This is a genomic window from Sulfitobacter profundi (assembly GCF_042661425.1).
GTDB lineage: Bacteria > Pseudomonadota > Alphaproteobacteria > Rhodobacterales > Rhodobacteraceae > Sulfitobacter > Sulfitobacter profundi.
Window position 1 is genome coordinate 38,661 of the sequence record NZ_JBHSWA010000001.1, and the last position, 19,615, is coordinate 58,275.

18 protein-coding genes are annotated in these 19,615 nt (G+C 59.6%); all 18 read left to right on the plus strand.

The genetic code is table 11. The features are described 5' to 3' along the window. Window positions 1-384 precede the first annotated feature (384 nt). Window positions 385-1,053 (plus strand): hypothetical protein, encoded by a 669-nt coding sequence (locus ACFQAU_RS00265; protein WP_132443609.1) that lies wholly within the window; start codon window positions 385-387, stop codon window positions 1,051-1,053. Window positions 1,054-1,594: 541 nt separating this feature from the next. Next, window positions 1,595-3,043: a hypothetical protein gene (locus ACFQAU_RS00270; RefSeq protein WP_386279706.1), complete on the plus strand. Its 1,449-nt coding sequence runs from the start codon at window positions 1,595-1,597 to the stop codon at window positions 3,041-3,043. Further along, window positions 3,033-3,497 (plus strand): hypothetical protein, encoded by a 465-nt coding sequence (locus tag ACFQAU_RS00275; protein WP_386279709.1) that lies wholly within the window; start codon window positions 3,033-3,035, stop codon window positions 3,495-3,497. Before ACFQAU_RS00270 ends, ACFQAU_RS00275 begins: the two co-directional genes overlap by 11 nt. A gap of 3 nt (window positions 3,498-3,500) precedes the next feature. Further along, window positions 3,501-3,809, plus strand: a complete 309-nt coding sequence (locus ACFQAU_RS00280) for a hypothetical protein (protein ID WP_386279712.1) — start codon at window positions 3,501-3,503, stop codon at window positions 3,807-3,809. A gap of 29 nt (window positions 3,810-3,838) precedes the next feature. Beyond that, the gene (locus ACFQAU_RS00285; protein ID WP_386279715.1) at window positions 3,839-4,033 is read left to right on the plus strand and encodes a hypothetical protein; all 195 of its coding nucleotides are present in this window, start codon (window positions 3,839-3,841) and stop codon (window positions 4,031-4,033) included. 185 nt (window positions 4,034-4,218) lie between these two features. Continuing rightward, window positions 4,219-5,859 carry a portal protein gene (locus ACFQAU_RS00290; protein WP_132443613.1) on the plus strand — a complete coding sequence of 547 codons (1,641 nt, stop codon included), beginning with the start codon at window positions 4,219-4,221 and terminating at the stop codon, window positions 5,857-5,859. Beyond that, window positions 5,856-6,206 (plus strand): hypothetical protein, encoded by a 351-nt coding sequence (locus tag ACFQAU_RS00295; protein WP_132443614.1) that lies wholly within the window; start codon window positions 5,856-5,858, stop codon window positions 6,204-6,206. Before ACFQAU_RS00290 ends, ACFQAU_RS00295 begins: the two co-directional genes overlap by 4 nt. Beyond that, window positions 6,196-7,227, plus strand: coding sequence for a calcium-binding protein (locus ACFQAU_RS00300; RefSeq protein ID WP_132443615.1), 1,032 nt, complete (start codon window positions 6,196-6,198; stop codon window positions 7,225-7,227). Before ACFQAU_RS00295 ends, ACFQAU_RS00300 begins: the two co-directional genes overlap by 11 nt. 127 nt (window positions 7,228-7,354) lie before the next feature. After that, the gene (locus ACFQAU_RS00305) at window positions 7,355-8,431 is read left to right on the plus strand and encodes a hypothetical protein (protein WP_132443616.1); all 1,077 of its coding nucleotides are present in this window, start codon (window positions 7,355-7,357) and stop codon (window positions 8,429-8,431) included. 125 nt (window positions 8,432-8,556) lie between these two features. Further along, on the plus strand, window positions 8,557-8,835 hold the full coding sequence (locus tag ACFQAU_RS00310; protein ID WP_132443617.1) for a hypothetical protein: 279 nt from the start codon (window positions 8,557-8,559) through the stop codon (window positions 8,833-8,835). After that, a complete protein-coding gene (locus ACFQAU_RS00315) occupies window positions 8,828-9,457 on the plus strand; it encodes a hypothetical protein (protein WP_132443618.1) in 630 nt (209 codons plus the stop codon). Before ACFQAU_RS00310 ends, ACFQAU_RS00315 begins: the two co-directional genes overlap by 8 nt. 251 nt (window positions 9,458-9,708) lie before the next feature. Then, on the plus strand, window positions 9,709-10,653 hold the full coding sequence (locus tag ACFQAU_RS00320; RefSeq protein WP_132443619.1) for a phage capsid protein: 945 nt from the start codon (window positions 9,709-9,711) through the stop codon (window positions 10,651-10,653). A 67-nt stretch (window positions 10,654-10,720) separates the two neighbouring features. Continuing rightward, entirely contained in the window at window positions 10,721-11,179 is a 459-nt protein-coding gene (locus ACFQAU_RS00325) for a hypothetical protein (protein ID WP_132443620.1), read from the plus strand. 62 nt (window positions 11,180-11,241) lie between these two features. Beyond that, window positions 11,242-11,838 (plus strand): phage connector family protein, encoded by a 597-nt coding sequence (locus tag ACFQAU_RS00330; RefSeq protein WP_132443621.1) that lies wholly within the window; start codon window positions 11,242-11,244, stop codon window positions 11,836-11,838. Then, window positions 11,835-14,054, plus strand: a complete 2,220-nt coding sequence (locus ACFQAU_RS00335) for a phage tail protein (protein ID WP_132443622.1) — start codon at window positions 11,835-11,837, stop codon at window positions 14,052-14,054. The genes ACFQAU_RS00330 and ACFQAU_RS00335 overlap by 4 nt, the downstream gene beginning before the upstream one ends. After that, window positions 14,054-14,554: a hypothetical protein gene (locus ACFQAU_RS00340; protein ID WP_386279731.1), complete on the plus strand. Its 501-nt coding sequence runs from the start codon at window positions 14,054-14,056 to the stop codon at window positions 14,552-14,554. The genes ACFQAU_RS00335 and ACFQAU_RS00340 overlap by 1 nt, the downstream gene beginning before the upstream one ends. Before the next feature lie 34 nt (window positions 14,555-14,588). After that, a complete protein-coding gene (locus tag ACFQAU_RS00345) occupies window positions 14,589-16,739 on the plus strand; it encodes a hypothetical protein (RefSeq protein WP_132443624.1) in 2,151 nt (716 codons plus the stop codon). Further along, entirely contained in the window at window positions 16,736-19,540 is a 2,805-nt protein-coding gene (locus tag ACFQAU_RS00350; protein WP_132443625.1) for a hypothetical protein, read from the plus strand. Before ACFQAU_RS00345 ends, ACFQAU_RS00350 begins: the two co-directional genes overlap by 4 nt. Window positions 19,541-19,615: the final 75 nt, after the last annotated feature.

Below are 19,615 nucleotides of genomic sequence, written 5' to 3' on the forward strand. Positions count from 1 at the left end.
CCCGCTGGGATGCCATTATCTACGCGCGACGAGGGCCGCAGACCATGGGTCAGGGGCACAACGGCGCACAAAATGAAAACCCCAGCGTTGTGCCCTCTGTTGTGGGCAAAAGACGTTTAACTACAGCGGGTTACTCTCTACCCACAACGCCACAACGCCAAACTGGCCCCCTCTCGTGTGTGTGCACGCACGCGTGCGCGCGTACGAGAGCAACTCCGTTTTTCCGTTGTGGCGTTGTGACTAAACCTTATGACATTGATATATATAGAGAAAGAGGCACAACGCTACCCACAACGCTAGGCCAAAAGGGCCAAAAACCGTTGTGGGTAGCGTTGTGGGCAGCACTTAACCCCCTGTTATCTAATAAAAAAGGGGTTTTTGAGCATGGCTAAGCCCAAGAATTCCTTCGAAGTCATGGCTCGCACCGCTGCTGAGCGGTTGGACAAGGTCCGCGAAGCTGGTGAGCAGCTGACCTTCCTCCCCGATGAGCAGGGCAACGCGGTCGATCTGGTCGAGGACAAGCCAGTCGGCCGTCCGAAGGGTGCCAAGGGCAAGGTGAACAACCAGATGCGCGACTGGCTCGCCGCTCAGGGCTATTCCATGCCAGAGGACGTTCTGGCGCAGATGGCTGGGCTGGCGTCGAGCGGCGATGCCGTGATGGCAGCCATGGAGCGCGCGGAGCTGGTCCTCGCCTGGGCCTTCGACGGTGCGACCCAGAAGGTGAAGGGTGGCGGCACCAAGCCTGCCGTGCCCGGTGCTGGCACGCGGCTGTCGACGTTCATCCAGCTCTACACGATCCAGCTGCGCGCAGCCGACGCACTGCTGCCCTATGGCGCGCCCAAAGCGACACCGGACGTCAGCGTCCAGCAGTCGGTCTTCGTCAACGTTCCCTCCGCCCCGAGCACCGCCCATCCGGGCGACAATGCCCGCGTGATCAGCGGTCGATCGGGCGGTCGGATGGTGCCTGCGGACGTGGCCTACAAAGACCAGCAAAAACAAGAGGTTACCGAAGCGGACAATTCAGCTTCGGACGATGAAAGTCGGACGGAATGAACAACGGGTTGAAACAAAAGGGAAAAGCGGTGCCTGTATCACTGATTGAAAATCATTTGGACAGCATCCCGGCCGGTCCGATCTGCGGGTGTCCCGCGCTGCTGGGCGCGGCCGCCGCGACCCCCGGGGGAGGTCCCGCGCTCCGTCTCTATGGCCCTGTTTCCGACCCCATTCAGCCTTTTGGTCCTTCCGGAGGTTTCAGAATGAGCGCGATTGTTGGATTTGATGGATGGGGTTGGGGGAGAACCTATTCCTCTGCCCATGAAGGGGTTGGGGGAATGCACCTCTTTCGGGTGCAAAGCTCGGACTGACAGATGAACAGATTGCCGCCCTGGCGGGGCAGTCGGCGAAAGAGGCAATTGACAGCCTAGAGGGCGAATTCGCCACTGGCAACCTGCCGGATGTCGAGACGGTCACTTTTCCCGGACCGATCTCCGAGGCGTTCTACTGGTCCAATGCCGATGTCTGCGGCATCCAGGGCCCGGTAGGCTCGGGCAAGACCACCACGCTGATGAAATCGCGCCTGCGTCGCGCGATTGAGATGCCACGGTCCACAATCGACGGTGTGCGGCGCTACAAGGTGCTCTTCATCCGCGAAACCTATCGCCAGTTGTGGTCGACCTCGATCCCATCCTATCTGGAAACCTTTCCAAAGGAGCTCGGGAAATGGTCAGGCGGCCGCGGCGACCCGGTGACCCACGTGATCCACTTCGAAGATGATCATGGGCCGATCGAATTCGTCGCTGAGTTCATGGCGTTTGGTGACGACATCGTCGCCTCGATGCGCGGGGTGCAGACCACCGATATCGTGCTGAACGAAAGCGATACCATGCCGGTGGAAATTTTGACTGTTGGTATTGGCCGGATCGACCGCTGGCCTGCCCGCCAGCACTTCGAAGGCCTGCCGGTGCATCTGCGCGGCTACGGTCAGATCGTGGGGGACTTCAACGCCCCGGATGAGGACAACTGGACCTTTGAGGTTTTCCACGACGAAGAAAAGCGACGGTTGTTGCTGGATGCGCTGTCGGCCGATCTGCCAGAGGGCGCAAAACAAATCGAGATCAAGTTCTACAACCAGCCCGGCTACGGCATGGACGGCTGCGAGAACATGCAGAACCTCTCGCCGACCTATTACCAGCGTCAGATCGCGACACAGCGACTGGCTGGGCGTGGGGATATGGTCGACCGGCTGGTGTACAACAAGGTTACCTATCTGCGCGTGGGCGATCCGGTCTGGAAACGTGAGTTCAGCCGCAGAGTGCACGTCAGTGACACCCCGTTGCAGCCAGTCCAAGGCGTTCCTCTGCGCATCGGCCTCGATCAGGGCTTCAAGGGCGCGGCAGTGATCGCGCAATGTCTTGAGGATTACCGCTGGCGCATCTACGCCGAGCTGCATTTTCCCGAAGAGCGGCTGATGGCGGCGGTCTTTGGCAATCGCCTCGCGGACCTCCTCGATGAACGGTTCAACGGCTTCCGTGTCGAGGCGGGCTGGGGCGACATGGCGGGCGAGCACGGTGCCTCCCAGGCGGCGGACGAGAACGCGACTTGGAACCTGATGGTCGGCAAGGCTGCGGGTTTCTACATCCGGCCTCAGCGGATCGGCACCAACCGGATCACACCGCGTCTTGAGGCGGTTCGCGCAGCGCTGGAAGCCCCTCTGACGCGCGGTGAGCCCGGTCTGCTGATCGACCCCTCCTGCAAGTTCCTAATCCGTGGTTTTGCGGCCCGCTACGTGTGGACCGAAGAGACCAACAAGAGCGGCGACAAGCGGAAGGTCCCCGACAAGAGCTTCACCGAAGCCAACGTGCATGACGGGCTGCAGTACCTGCTCCTGAGCGAACACCAGGCGGACGGCACCAGCCCCTACGCCAAGAAAATGCCCGACACCGACAGACGTGGCCAGATGGGCCACAACGGAGGGCCGCCCCTGTCGGGGAATACCGGCGGCCTGCAAACCGGTTGGGATATCACCAACCCCTATGGAGCGTGAGAGCATGAGCAAGACGGACCAAAAGGCATCCGACGCCAAAATCGACCAAGAAAAGAAGGCGGCTGATGAAAAGGCCTCAGTCGAAGCGAAGGCGACCGAGGACAAAAAGGTAGCTGATGAAAAGGCTCCGGCGGAGGCGAAAGCATCCGAAGACAAGAAGGCGGCTGATGAAAAAGCGGCGGCCGAGGCGCAGCCAACCGAAGAGCCGGTGCAAATCGACAAGCAGCGCGTCAAAGACCTGATCGAACAGGTCGAAAACCGCCATGGCCACCGGATCATGGACCTGGTCCACCGGTTCGAGCGCGAAGAAGGTATGCAGATGGCGGAAGGGGACGAGACCGCAGCACCGAAGATGACGATGGCTGGTGTTTCCTGTCGCTTGCGTGCTGGTCCCGACCAGACCTTGGAAAACTGGGCCAACGCAGCGCGGCGCGCCTTGCTGAAGGCAGCATAGGCCATGAGAGCTACACCACCCGTGCTGGTCCAGCCCTACAGCGATCATGCGGCCATGAACGTTTTGTCGCGGTTGGACGTGATGGATCACATCGAGGCCGAGCAGATGCGCGGTCGCCCCATCTCGCACCTCGAACTGTTCGCTGACTGGCGCGCGATCGAGCCAGCACGGGTGGTGTCTTTGGTGCTCAGCACCGGATCCGAAGCTGCGCCGCGCCCCTTCGCGGTCCTCGGGCTTTCCAACACTGGCCAGGCCGGTGTTGCGCAAGCGGCACTCCTCGCCCGCGACCACAAGAAGTTCCGGGGGCGCTGATCGGTGCCGCCCGGCACATCCGCGCCCAGATGCCCGTGTTCTGCGCTGAAAACGGCATCTACCGCATCGAAGCCCGCAGTTGGGCAGGTCACCCCCGTGCCGCCCAGTTTCTGCGCGCTTGTGGCTTTGTCCACGAAACAGACATGCCCGGTTTCGGCGGGGCAGCCGCCACCATGTTTAGCCAATTCGCCTGGACCCACCCCACCCCCGAGAAGGAAACCTGAACCATGTGTTTTGCACCGAAATCCCCGAGCATTGCGGCCCCTCGTATCGCGGCAGCTGACAACCGTGAAGCCACCCAGCAAGCCGACATCGAGGCTCGCCTGCGCAAACGACGCGCCGGCGCCGCGGCAAACGTCCTCACCAGCAGTGTCGGCATCCCCTCGACCCCGCGTCTAGGTCAGTCCGCATGAAGCCGGACACCGTGATCGAGAATGATCCCCGCGCCGAAGAGGCGATCCGGCGTTGGGATGAGCTGAAAAGCAGCCGAAGCCGTCACGAGCAGGATTGGGAGGATATTGCCAACCTGATGCGGCCGCAGCGCGGCGGTTTTGGTCTCTATGACCACAAGCGGCGGCAGCAGGAAAAGCCGCTGTCCAGTGAGCCAATCATGGCTTTGGGCAGTTTTGCAGCAGGCATGTACGCCGCGCTGACGAACCCGGCCAACCGTTGGGGCGGTTTTGAGACACCGGATCAGGAGCTGAACCAGTGGCGGCCGATGGCCGAGTGGAATGATTTAGTGACCAACCGCGTGCTGGCCAGCTTCAGCCCGTCGGTGTCCGGCTTCTATGGCGCGACTTTCCAAGCCTATTCCGACCTTGCGGGGTTCGGCAACGCGGCGGGCTATGACCAGATCGACACCGTCAACCGAAAGTTCATCGATGTCACGATGTCGCTGGCCGAAGTGGTGGTGGAGATCGACGCCCATGGCCGCGTCGTGGAAATGGTGCGCAAGTTCACCCTGAAACCGCGTGCAGCGGTTCGCGAGTACGGGGCAAAGATGCTGCCGAAAAAAGTCAATGAGATGGCGGACAAGGGCAGCTCCGACGATGTGACCTTCTACTACCACATTCTGAACAACGACCAGTTCGTCAAAGGCAAGCTCGGGCCACGTGGTAAGCCTTGGCTGGGCATCACTGCCTGCGAGGAGGGGCGCTCTCTGGTGAAAATGGCTGGGCACGAAGACATGCCGGCCTATTACCCCCGATGGGACGTCGACAGCGGGATGACCTATGGCACGGGGCCCGGCATGATCGCCCTACCCTCCGCGCGCATGGTCAATTTGATGGATGGCGCTACGATCCGAGCAGCACAGCAGGCCGCAGACCCCACACGGCTTGCACCTGACCGTCAAGCGGTGCCACTGAACGGGACATTCCGGCCCGGATCGGTGGTCTATGGCGCGGTGGACATGCGGGGCAATCCGCTGATCCGGAACCTCGAACAGGCTGGAAATATCGGCCTCACGATCGAGGAAAAACGCGCAAAGACCGAGGCGGTCAAGGAAGCGTTTCACTATGCGGTGATGTCGTTGTCCGGCCGAACCGGGGTCACCGAGGAAGAAACCCGGATCATGGAAGAAGCGCGGCTGCGCAACTGGGCCCCACACGCCGATCGCATCATGGAGGAATATGCGGCGCGCAAATTTGAGCGGCGTTTCCGCCTGCTTTGGCGCGCCGGACAATTGCCGCCACCGCCGCCCGAGGCCAGCGGCATGCCCCTGCGGGTGCGGTACCAGTCAGCCGCGGCAATGGCGATGCGCGCGCGCGAAGGCACCGCAATCCGCCAATTCATCGGCGATCTCGGCCCCCTCGCCCAGTTGAACCGGCGTTATGTCGACCGTTTGGAGCCCGACGCTATTGCCGAAGCCTTGCATGACGCCAGCCCATCGCTGCCGGCACGGATCCTCCGCTCGCGGGAGGATGCCGACGAGATTGCGAAGGCCCGTGCAGAGAAAGAGCAGCAGGCTGAACAGATGCAAATGGCTGAAGCCGCCGGTGGCGTGGCCAAGGACTTGGGCGTCACGCTCGGAAACGGAGGGATCCAATGATCTGGCAGCGCCTCCCCATCATCCGCAGCTTCTTCGGTGGGCCGAGCCCGGAGGTGGACCCGGCCGGCGCTGCGGCGGCGGACGATGCCGCCAGCCTGGTTGCACAACGGTGGCGCCGCGCTTTCGCGCGCGATCCGGAGCTCGCTGAAGATCTGATCCGGCAATCGGGCCTCATGGCCTTGCAGCCGATCGACATGGTGGATGGCTATCCCCAGCCGACCCCCATCGACCCCTACCGCCTTGCATATGACGCTGGGCGACGCGACCTCGCCCTGCTGCTGCTGGCACAGGGCAATATTTCCCACCACGAATTGAGCCAACTGATGGAGAGCCTCGATGTACGTTAAATTTTTCCTCAAACCCCTGATCTGTTTTGCGCCCGAAGGCGACGCCGGTGGCGGCGCTGGCGGTGAAGGTGGCGCTGCCGGCGTGGGGGACGATACAGTGTCCGCCGGCGCGGGCGATGACACCGTCAATGGCGGTGCCGGGGCCGATACCCTCACCGGCGGCGGCAACGATACCCTCACACGTGGTGACGGTGGCTCAGCCAAATGGTGGGAGGGCGACAAGTTCAAAGACCATCGCGACATGCTCGAAGCCACCGGCCTGACCGTCGACGATCCTTTGGACGCTGTGATCAAACTGGCCAAGATGGAAAAATCTGCCCAGACCAAACTTGGCAAGCCAGCCGATCAGCTGCTCACCAAGCCCGGCAAGGACGAAAGCGTCACCGACTGGATGAAGACCAACGCTGATATTTTCGGGATCCCCGAAAGCGCCGACAAATACGACATCAAGAAACCCGAGGCTTGGCCGAAGGATGCCAAGTGGGATGAGGGCCTTGAGGGTAAGGTGCGCGAACTGGGGCTCGAGAAAGGCATGTCGAACGACGCGGTCAACGCAATGGTCGGTCTCTACGCAGAGAACATCATGGCCCTCGATAAGAATTCGGCGGACGATCTGGCCAAAGCCAACAGCGAGATGATGGCCGATCTGCAAAAGGACTGGGGGCAACAAACCGAAGCCAAGCTCACGCTGGCCAGCCAGGCCGCGTCGGTCATCGCCGAAAAAGCGGGGTTGGATCAAACCGCAATGCAGAACCTTGCCGAGAGCCTAAAGCCGAAGATTGGCGACGCGGGGACCATGCGCATCTTTGCCGCGATCGGCGAGATGATGGGCGATGATCAGATGGTGATGGGCAATGGTGGCACGTCGCTGAGCACCACGCCGGCCGAAGCGCGTGCGGAGTTATCGAAGATGCAAAGCCCCGGTGGCGAATATTATGAGGCCACCAGCAAGCGCGACGCTGCCACAATCGCCCGACTGAAGCCGCAGATCGATCGCCTGACCAAAATTGCCACTGGCTAACCCTTGCCTGCTTGACGCCCACGACGCCCCTGCTAGCAGGGGCGTCCTTTCAACACGCGGATTATGCTTAGGTATGGTAGAATCAACAGTGATCTGAAAGCCTCGCGACTATTGCCGAGGAGACATTATGATTACTGAAACATTACGGTCTATGGAAAAACGGATGTCTTGGACCAACGGGCGGAAAATGCTGGCCCTTGCGGGCATTTCGCCAAGCGTAGGTTGGCAGCGGACGATCGAAAAATACTCTGGTGACGATAAAGCCCTCCCTGTTGGAGAGTTGCAGGATGCTTTGACCGAACATAATTTGTGCGGCGACAAATTTACCAAGCTTTACCGGTTCAATGAGGATGCTAGAGACCGCCTATATGCGTTCTTTACTCAATGCGAAGTGACCGAGAGCAAAGCAACTGAAGCTTTCCCGAACACCGTTTCTGATGACGAACTTGACGAGTTGGGTAGTGATTTCGAGATCGTCAATGTCACCAGCAATGAAGATGGCATCGGTATGGTCTTGAGCAGCGTGTTTACTTATACGAAACGAGAAAGCATCGAATTTAGTGTATTCGATGAGCCGTCAGAGATGCGGAACAAATACGAAGAGGTCGTTGGTCTAAAAAACGTCCGCACGCAGCTCCTTCACGTCATCTGGCTACCACATCATCGCGATTACCTAGAAATACGTGTCGATTACCCCAAAGGCATGAAAGAGGTGGAGGCGCACGGGTTTCATTCAATACTCAAACGCAAAGTTAACGATTGGGGTATCGTTGCCTTAGAGAGGCCAATAAATCTGTTTCCTGCTGTGCGTGCGCTCTATGACGACGAAGACGAGGGTACCGTAACCGAAATCACCTTTGCCACACCAACCTCAGCGATCAAGAACGAGAAAATGTTACGTCGAAATCGACAGTATCTAGATCAGCGAAAGGAAGTGTACCATCTCGCAGGGAAGAAGGGACTTGGCGACGACGCCGAAATTATAGTGTACAAGGTCACTGTGGAATGGCCGCGTCCAGAGGAAGGCATCGACTATGTTCCCTCGGTCGCACTGTCAGCATCCGGTCCCTCTGGGAACGGGCCTGGTAACATGCCAACGATCTCAGGGGCCTCAATTGCAAACTGTATCCGCGCCGCTGATTATGAATTTGTCATCGAACGCTTGGGTGAGAAAGCCAAACTAGAGGAGCTCGCAGGTCACTGACGCAGATCAGAATAGATCAGACACTAGACGATCTGGGGTCGGCGAACCTGCCGCCTGGCCTCTATGAAGCATGCGTAGCAATTGCCGAACATCTGCAGCGTTTAGATGAAGGTACGCTGCATTTTATGCCCGCGAGCTATTTCTATTCAAAACTGGGTGACGAGGCGGATCTTCAGTACATTCTGCCAGCATTAAACCTCTTGACCACGATAGAGCATGCTCTGTTGAAGGCGCATGGATATCTCCAGTTTTCCAACGAAGACCCCCGGCCGCTTGACGACGAAGACTTTCACGAATTGTTGGTCACTGGAGAGCTGGTCGACGACGAGAGCGGTGAATTGATCGAAAATCCTTGGACTAAGGTGCACCTTTACTATTCTGCACGGGAAAATGCCTTTGTCTGAGCGTTCACCTGCCTCTTCTGCCTTTGAAGACCTTTTCAAGTTCAATCCTGAACCACAGCTGCGGCTGACATTGGCCTATGCCACGGCGCCAAATTACGAGGCTCGGTTTGAGGCATTAGAAAAGCTGATCGACAAATGCTACCGCACCCTTGTTGATGGCCGGGCGGAGAACCGGGAAGAAAGCGAAGACCAGCTGAGCCAGCGTATAGTTGACATGCTCAAGTTCGCGTCGGTCAACGCCGAGCATGATACAAAGGTCGGAGGCCACTGCGACATCATCGTACGGGGCCCTGAAGATTTTCTTTGGATTGGCGAAGCGAAGGTGCACAAATCTTACCAATGGCTTGTTGACGGATTTCTTCAGTTATCACGACGTTACGCTACCGGCCTTAAAGGCCGGAACAGAGGCGAGATCGTGATTTATCATCGTGAAGGAAAATCTCGGCTAGTCTTGGAAAAGTGGCGGCAGATCATTGATAAAGAATTTTCTGATGTTACGGTCACCCATGAAATTTCTGATGGCGAACTTTGCTTTAGGACCTCACATATCTGCCCCAACAGCGGCCTTACGTTTCACGTCAGGCATTGCATTATCCCATTGATGCACAAACCTGTGAAATAAGGCGGCCGTTGTCGTGTGGCACACCTTATGTCTACTCGCGAAATACTAACCCCTAGTTTTATCTTGACAGAACTCCGAAAATCGCGATGACATTTATGCACGACGGGTGGCATCGCATATGCGTTGTCCGTCTGATCAGGGACAAGCCCCTGCGCTGATGCGGCGTTACGCCCAGGTCGGGTCCGGATATACCGGGCGGCCCCTCCGAAAACTCACCAAAGCAACGTTGATTTTTCGAAGGAGAGGGCTGCATGTCCTACGCTCAATTGGTGGAAGCCCACCACAAGCTCACCTATTCCAACAACATCAAAATGGTCGCACAGCAGATGCAGAACCCACTGCGCGCCGCAGTGACCATGGTGCCGGCAACCGGCGAGGCGCAGGACGCCGCCGATCTGCTTGGCAAGAAAGACTACATCGAGGGCGAGGACTATTCCCGCCGTAACCCTGACAACCCGACCCCGCGCAGCCGTCGCTGGCTGATCCGTCCGACCGTCATCGAGGACGGTGAATACATCGACAAGGAAACCAAGTTCGACGCGGCGCTGGATCCCACGTCTCCGCTGGTGCGCAACTCGGTAAAAACTGTCGAGCGCGGTGTGTTCGATCGCATTCTCGGCGTAAAGAAAACCAGCGCGGGCTTTCAAGCCTTGGGCGGCGGCATCATGGGTCGCGCAGTGGAGGGCAAGCGCCCCGGCGGTACGCCAACGTCACTGGCCACCGGCAACTACGTTGCGGCCGATCTGGACACCCCGGGCACACCTCTTGGTCTGAGCTTGCTGAAAATCCGAAGCGCCTGCGAAGCCATGGAACTTGAAGATTTCGGCCTCGAGACCGACGACGAAATCTACGGCCTGATCACGCCGAAACAAAAGACCGACCTGATCAACCTCGCAATCGAGACCGGCAAGAACCTCAACCCGTTTGAGGTCAAGAACATCTCCGAGGGCAAGCCGGGCCAGCTGCTGGGCGTGAACTGGTTGTTCTCCAACCGGGTGCCGAAGGACAGCAGCGGCAACCGCCTGATCCCGATCTGGTCCAAGGAAAACGTGGTGGCGGGGGTCTGGCAGGATGTCGATGGGCAGATGTGGAATGACACGTCGGCCAAGAACCTCCCCTACATCTACACCGACGCCTACATCGACTGCGTCCGGGTGGAAGATGTGGGTGTGCGCATCATCCGCTGCGCCGAGTAATCCTGATCCCGACGGGGCGGGATCGCCGCCCTGTCGTTTCCCCAAATTCTGACAAAGGAAACGCAAAATGGCCGTTGTCAAATCCACCTCAGACCTGATCCACGACTACTTCGACATGGACGCCTATCCACCCGATCCGGTGCAGGCCCGCGGCCGCCTCGTGATCGCGACTGGCATTGTCGCCAACCTCGCCACCGACAGCGCCCTCAGCCAGTATCATCTGGTCGATCTGCCGTCCTCCTGCATCTTGCACCCAGACACGTTCTTCGACGTCGAGAATGACGGCTTCGCGCAGATTGTCATTGGCACCGAGAGTGACACCGACGCTCTGGTCGATGTTGCCAAGATCAACGGCAACATGATCAGCCCTGTTGCCAAAGGCGATGCCAACCACGGAAAGCGTCTGTGGGAGATGCTGGGACTGGCGGCCGATCCCGGTGGGAACATCGGCATCTGGAAGCATGCTGAAGCTGCAGCAACGGCCGCAGGCTCGATGCCCTTCCAGATCCATTACATCACCGCCTGATCTGGCACCGCACCTGCGCGGGGCGGTGTCTGCCGCCCTGCCCTTCCTGATCGAGGCGTAGCATGGCCACCCCCAAAGCGACATCCACCATCGTCAGCCAAGCATTTCGCTTCATGGAAGTGACGGCGCCGAGCTCGTTGGGGGATGGGTCGATCAAAGCGACAGCTGCCAATGAGCAGTACCCTCTCGCGCTGAATGCTTGCCTTGAACAAGAAGATTTCAGCTTTGCCCGCCGGTTCGTGTCTTTGAAGCTCGCCAACACGCCGGAAGGTGAAGTCGTGGATCCCGATCTACCGAACTTCCACGTCCTTCCCAGCGATTGCCTCAAGCTGCGCGGCCTGCGCGACAAATCAATCAAATGGCGTATCGACGGTCAGTACGTATTAACGGACCGCGCCGAGGCAGTGGCAATCCGCTACACACGCCAGATTACAAACGAAACACGTCTACCGGCCTTGTTTCAAACAGCGGTGAGCTATCAGCTCGCCATCCTTTTGGCTCCGGTCTATGTCGCGTCGCGCACTAAACGGGCCGACTTGGTTTCCGACGGCGCAGCAGCCCTGCGCAAAGCGATCGACAATGACGCGGTGTCTGCCAGCCATGCCCGCTGGGACGGGATGGATGATCAGGGCGACTGGGCCAGCGAGGCGACCCGATGACCCGCTCGCGCACGCCTCAGTTCTCGTTTTCCTCGGGTGAGATTTCACCGCTGCTGTTTTCCCGGCCGGACTATCAACGCAACCAGTCTGGCCTGCGCAGCTGCAACGGCTACATCCCTTTGCGTCAGGGTGGCGCGACGCGTGGACCAGGCACGAAATTCCTCGGCTATACACACGCGAACGCCAAGGCGCGGCTGATCAATTTTGAATTTGCTGAAAATGACGCTTTAACGCTGGAGTTCACCAACCTTCGGATGCGCGTTTGGCGCTATGGTGAACTGGTAATGGACGGGGCCAGCCCGTTCGAGTTGGTCACGCCCTACCCAGAAGCTGTGCTGGGCGACCTGTGGTGGGTGCAATCGGCGGACGTGATCTATCTCGCCGATGGCGTCAGGCCAATTCAGAAGCTCTCTCGCTTCGCTTTGGACAATTGGACAATTACAGACGCACAGTATGACGCCGGGCCGTTCCGGGTGCAAAACCTTGATGAGGCCAAAACCCTTCAGTGCTCCGCTGCGTCGGGCAGCATCACCCTAACCGGCACAGGCAACATCTTCGATGCAAGCTGGGTCGGTGTGCTGATCCAACTAAAGCCGGTCGACTTCACAGCGCTGCCTCTCTGGAGCGGAAACACAGCGATCGCGGTCGGCGACCTGATGCGCTTTGACGACAACATCTACGAGCTTACAGCCGGCACGAATACCGGCGTCAATCCACCCATCCACAACGAAGGCGATCAGCTCGTCGACAGCGAAAAAGGGACGCGCTGGCTTCACATCTCAGACACCTCCGGCATCGTGCGCATCACCGCAGTTGCGAATGCAAATTCTGCAACGGCTGATGTTATCAAATCTATTCCGCAACCCTGCATCACCTCGGCCACGTATCGTTGGTCCGAAGGCGCCTGGTCAGACCGTCATGGCTATCCGCGCACGGTAGAGATCTTCGATCAGAGCTTCTTCGCTGCCTTCAACACTGCTGAACCCCGCGGCATCTGGGCGTCTACTCTTGGTGATTTCAACGATTTTGAGCCGAGCATCGATGCCGACGGGGCATTCGCCTATACGATCTCAGGCAGCGACACCCAAAACTCAGGCACCTGGTTGCGCCGGGCGCGGCGTGGCATCTACATCGGCGCTCTGGGCGAAGTCATCCGCGGATTTTCCAATGCATCAGGTCAGCGGATCGGTCCGACCACCTTCGACACATCAGTGGAAGGGACCGACGGGTCTCGCCCCGTCAGGCCGATCACGCCATATGGCTACCCTGTCTTTGTGACGAAAGACGGAGCTCGGCTGGAAGAAATCCGGTATTCCTTTGAGGAGGATGGCGGCAAGCCCGTCGAGCTATCCCTTCCCTCGCAACATCTTGGCGCGACCGGCTTCGAAGAGATCGTCTGGCAATCGTCGCCGCAGCGGTTGGCATGGATCCGGCGCGGCAGCGGCGATTTGGTCGTGATGCTCTATGACCCGGACGAACAAGTTCTGGGTTGGGCCCGCTGCTCCCTTGCGGGAGGTTTTGTCGAGAGCCTTTCAATTTCCAGCAGCGCAGACAGCAAGACCGATATCCTGACCATGATTGTCCGCCGCACGATTGACGGTCAGACCGTGCGCATGATCGAAGAGCAATCGGTCATCTACGGCATCATTGCGGGCTTCCAACCGATCGCTGAAGCCAACCATTTCTTCGCTGCCTCTGAGTTTACGGCCCTTCCCGCCACCGACACATTCTCTGTCCCGCATCTCGCCGGCGAAACTGTTCATGCTTGGACTGACAAAGGCGAATACGGCCCCTACCTCGTGCCTGCCTCCGGGGAGGTCGTCTTGGATGCCGAGGTAAGCCGCGCCTCTATCGGCCTGCTCGACGAGACCCATGAATTCGAACTGCTAGACATCCCCGCTCCGGCCCGGGATGGCTCCACGATTGGTCGAAAAAAGCGCCTGCACGCCGGAAGCGGAATCATTCTGCGCAAAACCGCAGCTGGCCGCGTCAGCACCGTCGAGCGCAATTTCGCGCAACCCGATACCGTCAATCAATCCGAAGAACTCGTGCCGCTGCAAGTCGCTGCCGACCTCGTGAATGGCTATGACGGCGTGATGCGGCTCGAAGCAAATTCTGGTTACGCCGACGAAGTCAGCCTGCTCTTCAAACCGACCGGCGGTGCCCCCATGACCGTCATGGCCGTGATCCCCAATGTCGAGGAGGCGAATGCCTGATGTGTGATTTTATCACTCCGATGTTGGCGGCCTTCGGTGCTGGCGGGGCTACCGCTGCCGGCGCGACTGCTGGCGCGGCTACCGCCGCTACGACAGGCGCGAGCCTCGCCCAGATCGGTACGTTGCTGTCGATAGGCGGGTCACTGTATCAAGGCTATGCCGCCAATAAAGCTGCGAAACAGAACGTCGCACTCATCGAGCAGCAAAAGGAAACGGAAAAGCAGCTCAACGCGGTCAAGGATCAACGCGAGCGGCTCCGTTTCGCATCGTCGATCTCCAAGCAGGCTGCTGAATTGGCCGGCCGGGGTGTTCAGCTCGACAGCCCCACAGCCGTGCTGCTAGGTCAATCCGCCGCACAGGAAATGTCTTTCCAATCGCAAGCAATCCGCTCGACCGGCCAGGCAACTCAAATGGAACTGACCGGCGAGCAGCGCTCACTGGAGGCGCGTGGCCGCATGGCACTGCTCCGCGGGGGCTCTCAGCCGCAGGCACTTGGCTGAACAGGGAGCCAGATGACTGGCCGGGGCTCGCGGCATGACGCTCACCGTTCCAAAAGCTGGGAGCGACGGCGGCCGCGCCGCTCGGGTTCGTGTGGAAGAGCCCCAAGGCGGCGCCATGCTCGCCCAGTTCGGCGACCAGATGCGTCAGGTGGGCGAAGCTCTGGAAAACGACTACCTGTCGCGCGAGGCGCAGCGGTTCCAAACCGACCTGACCGGCGAAATGAACAATCTGCGCCTTGAGGTTATGGAGATCGGCGACCCCGATCAGGCCGAAGCTGCATGGCGGCAGGGCAGCCAGGCTCTGCGTCAAAGCTACCTTGAAGGTCAGACCGATGATGGCCGGCCCCGCGTCAGCCCAAAGAATGCGGAAAAGTTCGGCCTTACCTTCGATGAGTTGCACAATCGAAATGCTTTTTCTCTTGGCAAGCAAACGCTCGGCGCGCGTCAAGCGCAACAGGAAGCGACCTTCATACGTTATGCGCAGACCGCCACACAGCAAGGCGCAACCGCCGACCCAGACATGCGCGCGACATTGCTTGGACAAGGGTATGAGCAAATCGATCAGATGGTGGCGGCCGGTGTCATTGATGCTGCCGAAGGTGAGCGGCGCAAACTGGGCCTGACCCAAGACATGGACAACGCGCGGGCGATCGCGATGGTGGCCAGCGATCCAGACGGGTTCCTGGCATCCAGCGGCGACGGCGACTTTGCAGGCCTCCCCGCTGATGTGCGGGCACGGTACCGTGTCCAGGCTCAGGGGAACATCGACCGCGCAGCTTCTGCCGCTCAGACGGCAGCTGAGAAGGCCGCGAAAGAACAAGAGAAAGTTGTCGGCGAGCGCCTTCAGGCGATCATCGATGTTCGCGACGGAGGCCTTAAATCGGTCGATGAACGTTGGCTTGCCAGTGACGAGGCAAAGAACCATCCAGACCACCCGAAAGCGATGGCGAAGCTGTCGCTGTCCAACGAACAGCCCCGCCTTCAACAAATGACGCCGGCCGAACTCCGCGCCTCAATTGCTGGCGAAGAAAATCGCCCGGTGAAGCACAAGTATCAGACCGAGCGTGTGCAGCTGCTGAAAGATCGGTTGAAGCTCGCTGAAACCGAACTGAGCAAGGATGCCGTGGCCTATGTGCGCGACATCGGTCTTTATGTTCCTGACCTGCCAGAATTCGACCCGAGCGATCCGGCCGCCTATGCCAAGGGATTGCAGGCACGCGTCAAGATGTCCGATGATCTGGTCGAGAAAGGCTTCGTTCGGGATCCCGTCTATCTCGATGAAACCGAGCTTGAAGCGCTCAAAGAAGCCGCGGCCATTGAAAATGATCCGTCTGCGCGAGCATCGCTGGCCTATGCGCTCACGCAATCTTTGCCAGCGGACAGCTCGGTCACCGTAGCCGACCTGATCGACGATCCGGTCATGAACCATATCGGCGGGCTCCAAGCCGCTGGCGGCCGAGCCACTTTGGCAACTGAGGTGCTTCGCGGCCAGCAGGTCATTGAGGCAGGAAACGTCAAGCTTCCCCCGGCTGCCGATCGCACGAGTGCTGCCCATGTCGCATTGCAGGGTTACTTTGCCGACGAGCCCGAAGGGGAACAAACAGAAGCCGCAATTCGGGCGTCGGCTGACGCGCTTTATGCTGCTCGCGTACGACGCACTGACCCGACGGCGGCGATCGATGAGGATATCTATCGTCAAGCGCTTCATGAGGTCTTGGGCGGCACTGGGAAATACGGCCGGAGCAATGCGAAGGGCGGAATGCAGAATGTCAGGGGCGCTCTCACACCGTTGCCCATGAACATCAGCGCGGACAGCGTTAATCGCGCACTGGCGCAACTCCAGTTCGACATGGAAGGCCGTAAATCCCCCGTTTACGACAGAATGGACGCAGAGTTCGCAGCTATGGCTCAAGCTGGTGGAGCCTTGCCGCCGCAAGACTTCATCGGTGGCGCGGATGCTCAGGCCCGCGCCGATGCAATCTGGCAAGCAGCAAGCCGTTCTGGCGGCCAACCCGGTATCAATGGCGAGGTCATCGCGCCTGACGCCTTGGCCGACATGCGTCTCAAGGCCGTGGGACCCGATGAATACCGCCTCATGCATAACGGCCGCACAGTTGCCGACACACTGTCCGGACTTCCCTTTGAATTCAGCCTCACAGAAATTCTGAAAGGGTATGAGCAATGACCTTCTTCCTCAAGAAACGGTCTGAAGAAGAGCAGCAGCAAGTCGATCAGCTGATGTTTGAGGGCACGCCCTCCTTTGGGGAACGCCTTCAGGCGCAAACCAAAGAGACCCGCATCCGCAAAGACCTCAACGGCCAACGTGCGAAAATGGAAAAGTCTGTTGTCGAAGAAATCACCAGTCAAATTCCGCCCGAATATATCGTCGCGCCTGATCCTGAGGCTGGCATCCCAACCCCGATGCATCGCCATGATACCCTGTTCGCGAGCATTAACCGGGCCAAAGCCGCAAATCCTAAATTTAGTAATCTGCCCACCTCGATCGAGGAGCTTGACGCTGAGGTTGATCGGCGTCGCAAAGAGGAGCTGCAAGAAGCTCAGGATGTCCTTGCCCAGGCAGACGGCTTTGTGCCGGAGCTTTTGGGTGATCTCTGGGCAGAAGTGACGACCCCTGAAGGTGCAATCATGCTCGGGACCGGCCTCACAGGTCCAGCGCGCTTGGGCACCACGATGTTAGTCGAAGGAGGGCTGGCGGCGCTCGATGAAACCCGGACCCTTGCCACGCAACAGCAAGTGGCAGACCAGCTTGATATTGATCCGCCGCGGCCAGTTGCCCAGATTGGTCTTGCAGGTCTGACCGGTGCCGGTTTCGCCGGCGTTCTCGTCGGCGGGGGCCATGCCCTCAGCTATGCAGTGAACCGTCAGCGTACGACTGGGCTTCGTCGCCCTGCCGACGCACCACAGCTGCGCTATGCACAATCGGTGGAAGAGACTGAGACTGCCCTTTCACAGGGTAGTGATCTGCCGACCGACACGGCGCCACCACCCTCCGCCACTCCTCGCTACATCGACACACCGCCGGGCTGGGAGCCGATCAAGAACGGCATTTTCGCAGGGGAAAGTGGCGGCGATTACAACGCGCTCTTCGGCTATCAGAACCGTACCGGCGGCCGGTTTGCCGAAGTCAAACTGACTGAGATGACAGTTGACCAGGCGATCGAATTTTCCAGCGTGCGCGGAGAGTACGGTCAGTGGGTTAAAGGTCAGATCGGTCGCGTCGCCACACCCATGGGCGCTTATCAGATTGTCGGCACCACGCTCCGGCTGGCGAAGAAAGGCCTTGGTCTGCGTGGCGACGAGCTGATGGATGAAGCACTTCAGGATCAGCTGGGCATCTGGATCTATCGCAAGCAAGGCACAAAGGCATGGGAAGGTTATCGCGGGCCACGTAGCACGCCGCCAGCGCCCGCAACAGGCGATGCTCCGGCGACCGACTTTGCCAGCTATGCAACAAGCCGGGGATATACCGCATCCGGTCAAGTCACCGCCGGCCGGGATTTTCGCATCGATGTCGACTATGAGGTCGTTGATGCCAGCACCTTGACCCGCGCGAGTGGCAATCTACAGCCGCGCGATCGCGGACGGGCGTCGAGCGACGAGCAGGTGTCAGAGATCGCCGCGTCGCTGGACCCTGCCCGGTTGATGCCGGCGCCGGAGGCTGATCGCGGCGCGCCTATCATCGGACCCGACAATATCGTTGAGAGCGGCAACGGCCGGGTGATGGCGATCCAGCGGGCGTTCGAGCAGCATCCTGACCGTGCCGCCGCTTATCTCGAAGAAATCGAAGCGGCAGGTTTCGAGGTTCCGGAAGGCGTTGAGCAACCAGTTCTCGTCGGTCGCCGCCGTTCGGAACTGACAGACAGCCAGCGCCAGAACTTCGTGCGGCAAGCAAATTTCTCTGCGACAGCCCGCATGTCGGCGACCGAACGCGCCGCTGTTGATGCGCGCAGTCTCGACGCCGACACGGTTGCGATGTTCGACCCGGCCCAGCCGCTGACCGCGCGCGCGAATGTGCCGTTCACCCAGAGAGTGTTGAACTCTCTGCCCCAGACAGAGCGGAATGCTCTGGTCGATGGTGTCGGACGGCTGAACGCTGAAGGTGTCACCCGTGTTCGGCAGGCAATGTTCGCGCGCGCCTTTGATGCCCCGGATATTCTGGCCCGCTTCGCAGAGGCTGATGCAGGTGATCTGCGCGGGTTGATGGATGCGTTGGAAGGCGCGGCCCCGAGCTGGGCTTCCATGCGCTCAGCGGTCCAGGAGGGTCGCCTGCGCGACGAGCTCGACGTGACACCATTTCTGATGGAGGCGATGCGCACGATCGCCGATGCCCGTCGGATCGCCACGAGGGACAACAAAGCCTCCGCTCAGATGGTCGAAGAGTTGCTGGCGGACGTTGACCTGCTGGATGGGGCTCTACCGCCCCTGACGGCTGCTCTGGTGCGTATGATGTATCCTGACGGCCGTGCCCTCCCCGCGCCCAAGATCACCGCGTTCTTGGACCGCTTTGCGGCCGAAGCCCAGAAGGTGGGCAAAACCGATGCGGCATTGTTCGACGATACCGTCGGTGTGCTGGATATTCTGAAGACGATCGACAGCCGCGCCTTTGGTCAATTGACCGAGATCGGCACAGCCCGGATACCTGCCACGCCCCCGCGATCCGCCGACATGCCCAGCGATGCGATCCCGGAGAATGCATTTGCCGAGGGCGCGTCATCGCCTGAGCTTCAGGAAGCGGATGACGTGCTGGCCGCCGGCTTCGATGAACGCGCCTCACAGAAGGTCGATGACCGTCAGGCGGCGGCTGACATTCGCGCATTGGCTGATGATGTTGCGGCGGGTGAAGACCTCGCGATCCCCATGGCCGATGGCACGACGTTCTCAACCCGGCAGGTGCTCGATGACCTCGACCAGGACGAGGCCTTGGAGACAATCATCGATCTTTGCACAATGAAAGGGGCGGCCTAATGGCGAACATCCATGATTGCTTGGCGCGCGCCGTTGAAGCAGGCGAACTGAACAAGGAACACGCCGAGGCTGCGG